Raw genomic sequence first — 13008 nt, forward strand, 5'->3', positions numbered from 1 at the left:
CCCCCCTCTACCGGCTCTACCTCCTGATCGACCTGCCCGGCATCACCACGAGCGGCAAGCTCTACGACTCCGCCCTCGGCCTGGTCCTCATCCACATCGCCTTCCAGTCCGGCTTCTGCGCCTTCGTGCTCAGCAACTACATGCGCTCCCTGCCGCACGAACTGACCGAAGCAGCCCTCGTCGACGGAGCCTCCGTATGGCGGCTGTACTGGCAGATCACCCTGCCCCTGTGCAAACCGGCCATGGCCGCCCTGGCGACCCTGCTCTCCATCTGGATCTACAACGACTTCTTCTGGGCCATCGTCCTCATCTCCACCGGCGAGAACATGCCCATCACCTCGGCCCTGAACAACCTCTCCGGCCAGTACTTCACCGACCCCAACCTCGTCGCCGCCGGCGCCCTCCTCACCGCCATCCCCACCCTCATCGTCTACTTCACCCTGCAACGCCAGTTCGTCAGCGGCCTGACACTGGGCGCCAACAAGGGCTGAGCCCCTCGTACTTGAAAGAGAACCACCGTGTCCCTCCCCTTCACCCCGGTCGCCTCCGTCCCGGTGGACCCGGCCAACGCCCGTGTCCACGAGGAGGGTTGGCAGTCCTGGAGCCCCAGCGGCGCCTACGCCCTCGACGACAGGCCGTACCGCCCGACGAACGGCAACTGGGCGACGGTCTGCTACCGGCCCGGCGTCACCGTCCCCGAAGGAGCCTTCCAGGGTGAGGGGTTGCTGGCCCTCGACCCGGGCGACGGCTCCCCGGTCCGCCTCTGGGCGGCCCCGGATCCGGTCCGCGAGGTCCCGTCCATCAGGCTCGTCCTGGCCGGGACCGTCGCGGAGGTGAGCGCCGACGGCCCGGTGAAGGAGTGGACGGGGGCCGACATCCAGACGGTGCTGGGGGAGTGGGCCGCGTCGATCGGCGTGCGGACGCCGCGTCCCGCGCCGACCGTCTGGTGCTCCTGGTACGAGTACTTCACCCAGGTCACCGAGGACGACATCCACGAGAACCTGCGCGCGATGGACACCCTCGACCTGCCCATCGACGTCGTCCAGATCGACGACGGCTACCAGAAGGCCCTCGGCGACTGGCTCACCCTCTCCGGCCGCTTCCGCTCCCGCCGGGGCATCGCCGACGCGATCCGCGCCCGGGGCCGCCGGGCCGGCATCTGGACGGCACCCTTCCTTGTCGACCCGGCGAGCGACCTGGCCACCGAACACCCCGACTGGCTGGTCCGGGACGCCGCGGGCGGCTTCGCGCACGCCGGTCGCAACTGGGGCCACGACCTGCGCGTCCTGGACACGACCCACCCCGAGGCGGCCACGTACCTGACGGACGTCTTCCGGACGCTGCGGGACGAGGGCTACGACTACTTCAAGGTCGACTTCCTGTACGCGGGCGCCCTGGACGGCGTACGCCACGCGCCGGTCGACGCGCTGGAGGCGTACCGCTCCGGCATCGAGCTGATCCGCGAGGCGATCGGCGCGGACGCCTACCTGCTGGGCTGCGGCGCCCCGCTCCTGCCCTCCGTCGGCCTCTTCGACGCCATGCGGGTCAGCCCCGACACGGCCCCGCACCGTCGCCCCGAGGCCGGCGACTACAGCCAACCCGGGCAGGATCCGGCCGAGTTCACCGGCGTCGCACGCCAGTGGCAGCACGGCCGCCTCTGGGTCAACGACCCCGACTGTCTGATGGCCCGCCCCGCCGTGGAGACCCGCGAGCGCTGGGCGGCGCATGTCGAGGCGACCGGGGGCCTGATGGCGTCCAGCGACCGGCTGCTGTCCCTGGACCAGTGGGGAGTGGCGACAACTCGCCGACTTCTGGGCGGAGACGACCGGTGAACCCCCGATGAGATTCACATGACCGAGCCGGTGAAGGGCCCCGCCACCTACTTCCCCTTCATCGAGAAGAAGTACGGCCGCCCGGTCGCGCACACGCTGGCCGAGGGGAAGTAAGAAGGTCGACTCACGGCGGTGGCAGGATCCGCGGGCATGGGAACAGAACAGCAGGACCGTCCCGTGGCCCTGGTCACCGGGTCCACCTCGGGCATCGGTGAGGCCGTCGCCCGGCGGCTGGCCGCGGACGGGGCGCGGGTCGTCGTGCACTCGCGCCGCAGCACCGACGCCGGCGAGGCACTGGCGGCGGAGCTCGGCGGAACGTACGTACGGGCGGATCTGGAGGTTGAGGAGGAGACCCGTGCCCTGGTCGGCACCACCCTCGACCGCTACGGCCGTCTCGACGTCCTGGTGAACAACGCGGGCATCAGCTGGCCCGTCCCGCACGCCGACCTCGCCGCCGCGACCCCCGCGGACTGGCGCCGACTGCTGGAGGTCAACCTGATCGCACCCTGGGTGCTGTGCACGGAGGCGCTCCCGGCGCTCCGCGAGGCACCCGGCGGCTGTGTGGTGAACGTCACCAGCCATGCCGGGGTGCGCCCCAAGGGCTCCTCCGTCCCGTACGCGGCGAGCAAGGCCGCCCTGAATCATGTGACGCGCCTGCTCGCCGCCGCGCTCGGCCCCGACGTACGGGTCAACGCCGTGGCGCCCGGCCTGGTGGACACCCCGATGACGAAGGACTGGACGCAGGCCCACGAACTCTGGCGCGACCGCGCCCCGATGCACCGCCCCGCCCAACCCGCCGACGTGGCCGACCTGGTGGCCGCGCTGATCGCCCACCGCTATCTCACCGGCGAGGTGGTCGTGCTGGACGGTGGCCTGAATCTGACGTGAGCGACCCCGGACGCACTGAGGGGCCGAACCAGATTCCTGGCTCGGCCCTCTGAACTGTGGGGGGTCTTTGAACTTACGATGATCGGCGTCCCAACGCCCGCCCAACGTGCGCTCAACGCCCGCCCGGCATCCGCACAGTGACTGCCTTGCACCCATATGTCTGAGAATCGGCCAGCCAATTGATACCTGGAGAGTCGCGGGACCTGCCGCGAATACGACGAAGATCGGCATCCGCCGCGTGGCGTCGGCCACAGGTCCTCCTGTGGGCCGCGGCCGGTGCGGTCACCCTCGGATTCCTTGTCGCGCTGGAGATCACCGCACGCCACTACGGCCTGCCGGGCCCGCTCACGACTCAGGTCAAAGAGGTGATCTTCCCGCCCAAGTCAGGCTTCCTGCTCTACGGCAGCATGGCCCTGATGATGGTGGTGCTCACCCGGCGCGAGCGATTCATCGCGCTCGGCGTCGCACTCGGCATCGACGCGGTCCTGCTGTTGCTGCGCTGGGCGACCGGCACCGGACTGCACGGCGGCCACCCGTTCGGGAACGGGGCGCTGTGGGTCATCCTGGGCTGCGCGGTCATCGCCGTCACCCGCCGCACCGGCCATGAACGCGTCCTGCTGCTCAAGGGCGTCGGCCTGGCCCTGCTCCTGGTGGCGGGCCGCAAGACCGGCGACACCTGGCTGCTCATCACCGCCAAGGCCCGCCCCACGGTCCTCGACCCCTATCTGGCGGTCGCCGACCACGCGCTGGGCGACCCGTCCTGGCTGGTCGGCCGCATGCTCAAGGCCACGGGCCCGGTCGGCGCCCACTTCCTCGACCTCGTCTACGGCCAGCTAGCCGTGGCCGCGGTCGTCGTCTCCCTGTACGGGCTGCGCAACGTGGCGGCCGAACGCCGCTTCCCCCGCCACCACCTGGTGCGCACCTTCCTGGTCATCGGCCTGCTCGGACCCGGCATCTACATGATCTTCCCGGTGGTCGGCCCGATCTTCGCCTACGGCACGGGCGTCGAGCACTGGCAGCCGGACGGCCTGTGGACCCACACGCCGGACACCGCCCAGTGGATGGTGGGCGACTTCTGGCCGCACACTCCACCCCCGCTCACCGACCCGCAGCCCATCCCGTTCGACGAGCTCACCCCGCGCAACTGCATGCCGAGCCTGCACACCGCGTGGGCCACCGCGATCTTCATCCACTCCCGCAAGGGCCCTGCGGTGCTGCGCCACGGGGGCACGTTCTGGCTGCTCGCGACGCTCACGGCGACCCTCGGCTTCGGCTGGCACTACGGCACCGACCTGGTCGCCGGCGTGGTCTTCACCCTCACCATCGAGGCGGGCCTGCGCGCCCAGGCCCGCGGCTGGGACCGTACGGCGACCCACCTGGTCGGCTACGGCACGGCGGTCTTCACGGCGCTCCTGCTGTCGTACCGCTACCTCCCGATGGAGATGGCCCTCCACCCGTGGCTGTACGGGCCGCTGGTGCTGCTGGCGATGGGATCGGTGATCTACGCCTACGTCCGCATCACACGGGCGTGGGAGCGGGAGGTCGCTCCGGTGCCGGAGAGGGAGCCGCAGCCGGAGCCGGTGTGACGCGCGGAGGGGTGTGACGCGCGCGGGGTGGCGCCGGGGGCGTCCCTCGTAGCCTGTCCCCGTGCCGTCCTCCTCCCGCCTGCATCGCGTCGCCGTCCTCGTGCTCGTCGGGGCGAAACCGCTCGACGTCGGCATTCCCGCGCAGGTGTTCACGACCCGCGCGAGCATGCCGTACGAGGTGCGCGTGTGCGGGGCGGCCCCGGGCCTGGTGACCGGCGCCGACGGACTGTCGTACCACGTCGCCCACGGCCTCGACGCGCTCGCGTGGGCGGACATCGTCTTCATCCCCGGCTACCGGTTCCCCGACCGCGAGGACCCGCCGGGGGCCGTCGTCGACGCGCTGATCACCGCGCACGCCCGGGGCACCCGGCTCGCCGCCATCTCGACGGGCGCCTTCGCGCTGGCCGCCACGGGCCTGCTCGACGGCCGCCGCGCCACGACGCACTGGCACTACACACGGGCCCTCGCGGCGAAGCACCCGCTCGTCCAGGTCGACGAGAACGTCCTGTTCGTCGACGAGGGCAGCGTGCTCACGTCGGCGGGCGCCGCCTCCGGCATCGACCTGTGCCTGCACATCCTGCGCGGCGACCTCGGCGTGGCCGCCTCCAACCACGCGGCCCGGCGTCTGGTCGCGGCCCCCTACCGCAGCGGCGGCCAGGCGCAGTACGTGCCGCGCAGCGTGCCCGAGCCGCTCGGCGAGCGGTTCGCCCGCACCCGGGAGTGGGCGCTGCACCGGCTGGGAGAGCCCCTCACCCTCGACATGATGGCGAGGGAGGCCGGGGTGTCGGCGCGTACGTTCTCGCGGCGCTTCGTCGAGGAGACCGGCTACACCCCGATGCAGTGGGTGATGCGCGCCCGCATCGACGTGGCCCGCGAACTGCTGGAGCGCTCGCAGCGGAGCGTGGAGCAGATCGCCGCCGACGTCGGTCTGGGCACCGGCGCGAATCTGCGGCTGCACTTCCAGCACATCCTCGGCACGACCCCGAGCGACTACCGGCGCACCTTCACCCAGGGCGAGTAGCGGGTCGCCCCGCCTGGCGCGATCCTTTTGAACCATGGCGATGTCGCCACTGTCCGGGCCGGACGCCGCGCGCGACGCTGGAGTCGAAGCCGCACAGACATCAAGGGGCAGTCATGACTCGCATCGCCATCAACGGATTCGGCCGCATCGGACGCAATGTGCTGCGCGCCCTGCTGGAACGTGACAGCGACCTCGAAGTCGTCGCCGTCAACGACCTCACGGAGCCCGCCACCCTCGCCCGACTCCTGGCGTACGACTCCACGGCCGGGCGCCTGGGCCGCCCGGTGACCGCCGACGGGGACACGCTCGTGGTCGACGGCCGCCGGATCAAGGTCCTGGCCGAGCGCGAGCCCGCACAGCTCCCCTGGGCCGAACTCGGCGTCGACATCGTCCTGGAGGCCACCGGCCGCTTCACCTCGGCGAAGGCGGCCCGCGCCCACCTCGACGCGGGCGCGAAGAAGGTGCTCGTCAGCGCCCCGTCGGACGGTGCCGACGTCACCCTGGCGTACGGCGTGAACACGGACGCCTACGACGCCGAACTCCACACGATCGTCTCCAACGCGTCCTGCACGACCAACGCGCTCGCGCCGCTGGCCGCGGTCCTCGACGAGCTCGCCGGCATCGAGCACGGCTTCATGACGACGGTGCACGCCTACACCCAGGAGCAGAACCTCCAGGACGGCCCGCACCGCGACGCCCGCCGCGCCCGCGCCGCCGGCGTCAACATCGTGCCGACCACGACGGGCGCCGCCAAGGCGATCGGCCTGGTCCTGCCGAACCTCGACGGCAAGCTGTCCGGCGACTCGATCCGGGTCCCGATCCCGGTGGGCTCGATCGTCGAGCTCAACACGACCGTCGCCCGCGACGTGACCCGCGACGAGGTCCTGGCCGCCTACCGCACCGCCGCCGAGGGCCCGCTGGCCGGCGTCCTCGAGTACTCGGAGGACGCGCTCGTCTCGTCCGACATCGTGGGCAACCCCGCGTCGTCGATCTTCGACTCCGCCCTCACGCGCGTGGAGGGCCGCCACATCAAGGTCGTCGCCTGGTACGACAACGAGTGGGGCTTCTCGAACCGGGTGATCGACACCCTCGAACTCCTCGCCGCCGGCTGATCCGCACCCACAACACGTCGAAGGGCCCCACCTCGCGGTGGGGCCCTTCGACATCGTGCCCGGTGAGGCACTGGCGGAGGCGGGTGGGGCTCCTGAACGGTGCTGTACGGAGGTGAATGCAACCAGAACTGCAACCATCGCCGGCCTATTTGCCGCTCTCCGGGCCGTACCACTGGAGAGCCTGGCCGGTCACTGCGGCGATGCAGGCGTAGTCGTGGTCGCGGTGCAGGAGGGTGAGCCCTTGCAGCTCGGCAGTCGCGGCGACGACGAGATCCACCGCACCCGCACTGCGATGCTTTCCCTGTTTGGTGAGTGCTTCCTGGACCTGCCAGGCGCGGTCGTAGGCGCGGTCGTCGACGGGAACCCAACCGAAGATCAGGCGCATGTCCTCGATGCCGCGCGCCCTGTCGGCGGCCGACCGGGCGCTGTAGAAGAACTCGAGCTCGGTGACCGGGCAGGTGGCGATGAGCCCGGCGGCTGCCGCCTGGTCCCAGCCGTACTGCTCCGCGTCCTCGCGCATGAACCGGGCGAGCGCGCTGGTGTCGATCAGGAACTGAGCCGCGTTCACCGGCGGTAGTTCCCCTTGCTCTCGAACAGCTCCAGATCGAACGCGCCGTCCCCGGCCGCGGCCCGCAGGCGGGCGAGAGCCAGGGCACGGCGTCGACTCTCCAGCACCTCGCGAAGAGCGGTGTTGACCGTCTCCTTCTTGGTGCTTGTCCCGAGGGCTTTGGCCACGTCCGCGACCAGCTCGTCATCCAGGTCGATAACCGTCCGACTCACGAGTGCCTCCATGATATCAAATGTGGGGTGAAGTATATCTCGTCAGGTGTCCGCAGGGCGCGCACACGAGTCCTACGCGGGCATCACGCCATGGATGCGGGAGAGAGTGAAGACGCGTTCCGCTTCGCGCAGGTGGCACCAGGCGTCGAGGTAGGGCGGGTCGAGTTCCAGCTCGCTGAGGGTCCGTACGGTCCGGTTGCCCGAGGTGGCGATGTACTCGACCGTGATGGCCGCACCCGTGTCGATGGCATGGGCGACCTGGCGGACGTCGCTGTACGACAGGTGTTTCGTGTATCCGGCGACGATCTCCTCGGTGTCCGTCGCGAAAGGTGCCCCGCTGCCGAACGGGTCGGGTTCCGGTGCGGTTGGCGGGGCCTTGAGCAGCCGGTCCGCCAGGACGTCCATCCCCACGTCGGCCGGCAGATCCGCGGCGTGGGCTGCGGTGGTCCGGGGGCCGCGCCGCCCGGTGTTCCTTCGCGGGGGCGGGACGGCAGCAGCGGCCCTCTGCGGCAGGCGCTTTTCGATGCGCACCGTTCCCCCGGCGGTCTCGGCGACCGGGGCGTAGCCCGCGGCACGGAGCGCGGCGAGAGTCGTCGTGGGTGGGCTGCCGCTGACCAGGACCGTCGGGGCGAGCTGCCGCAGGGCGAGCTTGGACAGTGCGCGGTGGGCGGCGAGTTCGGCCAGGAGCGCGGGCTCGTCGCCGTGGATGACACAGGCCGCGGGGGCGATGCGCACCCGTCCATGACCTCGCGCGGTGTCGGCGATGAGATAGGTCAGCGGCTGTGGCAGGGCCGTGGCGGAGCTACCGGCCAGGTCGGCTGCGATGTCGTCCGGGGTGCGGCCGGCGTCCAGGGCCCGGCGGATACTGCCGGTACTGAAGCGCCATACCGACGCCGTGCCACTGGTCTCCCGGTCGGCCGTCGAATCCAGCAGCGCCGCGAGTCGCGCCGACGGGGTGCCGGTGACGACGGCGGTGAGGTCGGCGCCGATCCGGGCCGTCGTGGTCGCGGGCGGCAGCAGCCGCCGGGCCGTGATGTCGAGCTCCTCGTCGGCGTGGGCCGCCAGGTGGGCACCGAGCGGGGACAGCGCACCCCGTGCCAGCACGCCCAGCAGTTCGCCTTCGCGGATCACGGTGCTGAAAGGTGCCGTGTCCTCCGACGAGGCGTCGTCGGCGAGCGGACGGTGCCAGGCCACGAGCGGCCCCAGCTCCGAAGCGACCTTCACACCCTGTCCTGCCGGGAGCTCCGCCGCCGCGGTGAGCAGCCCGTGGCGGGCTTGCAGACAGCCGCTGCACTCAGGCGCACCGGCGAGCGCGGGAAGCGCCTTGTTGTCTTCGTCGCGCGCCCGGGTGGGGGTGAGCGGCAGGTCCCGCCATGCCCGGAGCAGTACGGCGAGTTGTTCTGCGGGCTCCTGCTCGGCCCAGGTGTCGTACGCCTCGGTGGGAGGTACACGATCGCCGTCGCGGGCCAGCAGCCCGGCGGCGTACGCGGTCTCCAGGGCGATACGTACGACGGCGTCGTCCGCTTGGGCTGCCTTGCCGATGCGGGCCAGTTCACGCGCGCCGATCCCGCCCGACTTCAGTCGGGCCGGTGGAGCGGTGGCGCACGCCGACAGGACGGAGGCGGCATGGGCCGCGAACGCGGTGGCGGCCACCGCGGCCTCCCGCTCCACCTCCGAGGAGGTGATGGGCACCAACTGTGTGGCGGGCGGCAGGGGTTCGAACGGAGCACGCCAATCGGGGCCCCGCAGAGCCAGGGCCACCTCGACCGGCATCCGGACGGTCCCGTACCTGTGACGGTCCTGGACCAGAAGCCCGCGGTCGAGTGCCCATCGGGCGCCTGGCCGGAGGTCGTCGTCAGGGGCCCCGAACACGACGAACAGTGACTGCCGCGGCGTGGACCTGGCGCTGTGCTCAAGCAACTTCCGTGTGGCCGCCGGTGCCCCCGCCACCAGCGCGGCGACCCGTTCCGCGTCACCGTGATGCTCCACCAGAGCCGCGAGTCGCTGCTGCTTGGTGCCGGGTGGCCTGATACCCAGCACCGTCAGCATGCCGCGCAGTTCCTCCGAGGTGGTGCCAACCAGCAGCTCCTCCAGCGGGGCGTCAAGCCCCAGGGGCGTGCTCCACGCCTGTCGCAAGGGCGTGGACATGCGGAGTGCCGCGTTGCCGTCGTGCCACACGAGCGCCCGATCCGACAGCGCCTCCAGGGTCGCGTCCAGTGTGTGTACCGCCGCGGGGGACGTCGAGCCGAGCAACACCGCGAGGCTGTCCCGGGTCGCCCGCGCCCCCAGGGCTGCCAGCGCCTCGGCGGCCTGCAAGCACGGCAGCGTGAGGTGCGGCAGGACGAGTGCCACGGACCCCGGACGTTGGAGACGGTCCGCCAGTTCCCCCACCGAGCGTGGTTCCGGAGAGGAGGCCGCGTCCTTCCGCATGGCCAGTACGCGTGCCAAGCGGGAACGGTCGAGTTCGCCCAGCCAGGTCGCAAGCGTCGATCGGGACTTCATGAGGGTGCACCTCGACTGACAGGAAACGTCACAGGCGGGCCGAGCCGCTTCGGCGCCAAGACCCCGGAAACGGCTCCTGTGGACAAAAACCAGGACAACGAGGGCTGAGGGACAACGTCGAAGGGCCCCACCTCGCGGTGGGGCCCTTCGACATCGTGCCCGGTGAGGCACTGGCGGAGGATACGAGATTCGAACTCGTGAGGGGTTGCCCCCAACACGCTTTCCAAATGTTCGTCTGGGGGTCCGGGGATGATCAGGAGCGTCCTGACCTGCGGTGGAGCAGAGTCACGGGCATGTCCTGGACGGTGCTGAACAGCGGTGAATGCAACCGGAACTGCAACCACCAGGCGTCGGGTTCTTGCTGGTCAGACGGAGCCCCTGCCTCGCGACACCAATCCGTTCCCGGAACACGACCGAGCGGACGGTGCGGGTGTTCGTTCATCAGACTGGTCTTCTTGTAACCCCTTCGAGGCCATGGGGCATGTGATAGCTCTGAGTCGGTGGAGTGGGTCAATGCGCAGGTGGGCCAATGTCGTTGACGTCTCAATTACATGACGGGGAACTGAGCAAGTGGTGTGCCAGACGGTTCATCGGTTCGGCGGAGGCTGTCAGCCGGATAGTGAGCGCCACTCGCGGCCGCAGGCCAGTTTTCCCGAGTGGACAGGTAGACGGGCGGCACTGGGCCTCGATCGGCGGCGCTTTCGGTACCCGCCTGGCCACGCTGGTGCAGCCCGCACCGCCGTACTACGCACTGCATGGTCTGGTGGCGGCCAAGCTGGCCAGCTCTGCATGGGCCAATGAGCAGGCCGCGCTCTACCTGACTCACGCCGGCCTCAGCGAGCGGGAACGCTCTAGAGCACTCGACCTGCGCCCGACCGCAACGGGGTGGCTCGACCTTCTCCCCGTGGCCCGTTCCGTACCGTCACGGCATAGTTCCGACGCGGAACGCGCTGGCTTCGTCCACAGCGTCATGGACGCCCCCCGCGCGGAGGTTGGCAGCATCGTGCGGCCGAACTCCCGGTCCGACCGCTACATGCCGGCGGAGCCTGTGCTGGCAGACCTGTTCGCCCGTACCCGTGCTTACTCTGCGCAGCACGCACCTCCCGGACGGCTTGGTACCCGCGGTGCCGAGGCTGGGCTCGCCCGTGTCTGCTGGCTGTTGGACATGTTCGAGGACGTCTATCGGTCCGGCACTATCCACGAGTCGATGCACCAAGTCTTCCGACCAAGCGTCCCCAGCGTGGAGATGATGCGCGCGGCCGCGAGCGAATCGGTGGTGGACGAGCTGACGCGGCTGGCGCGGCAGACAGAGGTCTATGGCGCCCTGGCCGAGATGCGTCGGCTGGCGGGGGATCCTTCCGAGGGCCAGCCGCTAGGCATCTCCGGGCCCGTTTTCGTCAATCACTGGGCCGATGGCGACCTGTTGATACCCGGCCCGGCTGGCTCCACGCTGATCGACGTCAAGACGGTGGTGAAGACCGACAAAGCGGATCGCTCCGTGCGCTGGCTGTGGCAGTTGATCGGCTATGCCTGGCTAGACATTGCCGATCGCTATCGGATACGCCACGTCGGGCTGTACCTCGGTCGGCACGGTGTGCTCGTCACCTGGAGCCTGGACTCCCTGACCGGGATTCTGTTGCGCGGCGGCGATCAGGACGAGGCACGCGCCGAATTCCGTGCCCTGGCCGAGCGAATGCTCCTCAAGGAAGGAGCACGGCTGCCTGGGCCAGATGCGGACCTGCCGCGGTAGGCCGATACGACATGGCGGTTGGCCGCGGACTGTGGCAGTCGACGATGCGGCCTGGTGGCTTATGGTCCAGAGTCTTCGGCCGTTCCCTGCTCGGTGCCAGCCCGCGAGAGTGGCGGTGACGCTGCAGCACAGCCTGGCCATCTGACGGGCACTCAGCGATGTCAGTGGTGTGCCGTACAGTCCGACCCCGGACGACGCTGCCAGTTCCCGTCGGCAGCTCCGCCCACGAAAATTCCGTACCGCATCGTTGCGTACATCGGTACTTTCTTTGGTGAGCGCGTACTTGTCAGAGCGAGGCGAGACACAGTGCAAGAACCCGTACCTGTCACCGTCTACCAGTCCAGCTTTGCCGCCTGCGCGCGGTCGTTGGACCCTAGCCTGCTCAAGACGCTGCGTATCAGCGAATCTGCCGTGCTCGTGATGGAGGCTTTTGTCTCACTGTGCAGGGCACTCACCAATGACAGTGACCCGCGGCCGTGGCAAGAGCGGGTTGAAGACTGCTTTTCAGGGGTTACGGAAGAGCGGCTGACAGACCTGTTCCAGGCATTCGTTGACGAGTGTGAGAGCGAGCAGTTTCAGCGCTGGGCGGAGCGGTTTAAGAATCAGAACTACAGCAGCTTTGCTGAGCGCCTACTGGGCGCCGCAATGTATAGGCGTTTCGTTGATGCCCTGAAGCAAGACGGTGCTGTTGTCGCGCTGGCGGTTCGACGTGGTGTCCGTGCGCTCACTCCCTTCGTTGTGGCATGGAATGACGCCGTCAAGATTTCCTCGCAAAAGCAACTGAAGGACGTCCAGCCGGCCAACCTCATCACGGTGAATGCCGTTGAAATGCTGGTGTCGCTCGACGACTTCCTCGGGGAGAAGGTCCTTGCCTCTCTGCCCATGGAAGTGACAAGCGCGAAGAGTTCTGACCTTGCGACGCTGGCGCCGGAGGGCGTAGACAGCCTCGTCGCCAGCTTCCGCTCCATGGTGGCGGAAGCTTCCGTCAAGCGTGTGGAGCGCAGGAACTCTCCGCTCGTGAGGAAAATTCGAGGAGCGCGAGACGCTCTTCGCTTCTCGGAGGACGGCGTCTCCCAGGCCGCCAACTCCCTCATCGAACTGCTTGACCGCATCATGCGCGAAAGCTTCAAGCCGGCCGAGGTGCTGGATTGGGTAGATGCCAACCTTCCCGGAGGGAAGGATCTGACGCATGAAGTACAGGGGCAGATACGCCCGACCAAGCGTGCGGAAGCCCTGTGCTTTGTTTACGGTGGTGACCCCATCCTGCCGCGTGAGGTTACCGAGAACGATGATGGTCAAGGCCCCGATTTCCTCCACGACGTGATCGCAATTGCATTGGTCTCCATTCGGAACCAGCTGCAGAAGATGAAGCACGCTGATCACGGCACGCCTGAGGAGAAGAGCCAGCTCTTGGGTGTCCTATCGGCACTCGAAGGGGCCCTAATGCTGGGTCTCACTATTGGCAGTCTGTCAGCTGGGTCGGAAGCCTCTGAGGAATTGCCTGCGGCGTAGCTGTTTTGAAGGCCAGGATCGTCAG

General features: G+C 69.3%; 11 protein-coding genes and 1 pseudogene. 9 read left to right on the top strand and 3 right to left on the bottom strand.

Annotated elements, in window-relative coordinates; genetic code table 11:
* From ACIHIX_RS43545 to gap, 7 genes and pseudogenes are all read left to right on the top strand, one after another.
* On the top strand, positions 1–491 hold a 491-nt coding region (locus tag ACIHIX_RS43545; protein WP_399966155.1), incomplete at its 5' end, for a carbohydrate ABC transporter permease.
* A 27-nt stretch (positions 492–518) separates the two neighbouring features.
* Entirely contained in the window at positions 519–1832 is a 1314-nt protein-coding gene (locus ACIHIX_RS43550; RefSeq protein WP_399966156.1) for a glycoside hydrolase family 36 protein, read from the top strand.
* A gap of 18 nt (positions 1833–1850) precedes the next feature.
* A pseudogene (locus ACIHIX_RS43555) lies at positions 1851–1922 on the top strand (DUF4287 domain-containing protein); the annotation flags it as partial.
* A gap of 60 nt (positions 1923–1982) precedes the next feature.
* Positions 1983–2720 carry an SDR family NAD(P)-dependent oxidoreductase gene (locus tag ACIHIX_RS43560; protein WP_399966157.1) on the top strand — a complete coding sequence of 246 codons (738 nt, stop codon included), beginning with the start codon at positions 1983–1985 and terminating at the stop codon, positions 2718–2720.
* 260 nt (positions 2721–2980) lie between these two features.
* On the top strand, positions 2981–4306 hold the full coding sequence (locus ACIHIX_RS43565) for a phosphatase PAP2 family protein (RefSeq protein WP_399966248.1): 1326 nt from the start codon (positions 2981–2983) through the stop codon (positions 4304–4306).
* A 61-nt stretch (positions 4307–4367) separates the two neighbouring features.
* Complete coding sequence (locus tag ACIHIX_RS43570) at positions 4368–5327, top strand: GlxA family transcriptional regulator (protein WP_399966158.1); 960 nt, start codon at positions 4368–4370, stop codon at positions 5325–5327.
* A 113-nt stretch (positions 5328–5440) separates the two neighbouring features.
* Entirely contained in the window at positions 5441–6439 is a 999-nt protein-coding gene (gap, locus tag ACIHIX_RS43575; RefSeq protein ID WP_399966159.1) for a type I glyceraldehyde-3-phosphate dehydrogenase, read from the top strand.
* A 145-nt stretch (positions 6440–6584) separates the two neighbouring features.
* Here gap and ACIHIX_RS43580 read toward each other — a convergent pair whose 3' ends face one another.
* From ACIHIX_RS43580 to ACIHIX_RS43590, 3 genes are all read right to left on the bottom strand, one after another.
* Positions 6585–7007, bottom strand: coding sequence for a PIN domain nuclease (locus ACIHIX_RS43580; protein ID WP_399966160.1), 423 nt, complete (start codon positions 7005–7007; stop codon positions 6585–6587).
* Positions 7004–7219: a type II toxin-antitoxin system VapB family antitoxin gene (locus ACIHIX_RS43585; protein WP_399966161.1), complete on the bottom strand. Its 216-nt coding sequence runs from the start codon at positions 7217–7219 to the stop codon at positions 7004–7006. Before ACIHIX_RS43585 ends, ACIHIX_RS43580 begins: the two co-directional genes overlap by 4 nt.
* A gap of 72 nt (positions 7220–7291) precedes the next feature.
* The gene (locus ACIHIX_RS43590) at positions 7292–9721 is read right to left on the bottom strand and encodes a helicase-associated domain-containing protein (protein ID WP_399966162.1); all 2430 of its coding nucleotides are present in this window, start codon (positions 9719–9721) and stop codon (positions 7292–7294) included.
* Between the two features lie 529 nt (positions 9722–10250).
* On the opposite strand from ACIHIX_RS43590, the gene ACIHIX_RS43595 reads away from it, so the two are divergent.
* Complete coding sequence (locus ACIHIX_RS43595; protein WP_399966163.1) at positions 10251–11471, top strand: hypothetical protein; 1221 nt, start codon at positions 10251–10253, stop codon at positions 11469–11471.
* Positions 11472–11777: 306 nt separating this feature from the next.
* Positions 11778–12983, top strand: coding sequence for a hypothetical protein (locus ACIHIX_RS43600; protein ID WP_399966164.1), 1206 nt, complete (start codon positions 11778–11780; stop codon positions 12981–12983).
* The last annotated feature ends 25 nt before the right edge of the window (positions 12984–13008 follow it).

This window comes from Streptomyces sp. NPDC051913 (assembly GCF_044593635.1).
Classification (GTDB): domain Bacteria; phylum Actinomycetota; class Actinomycetes; order Streptomycetales; family Streptomycetaceae; genus Streptomyces.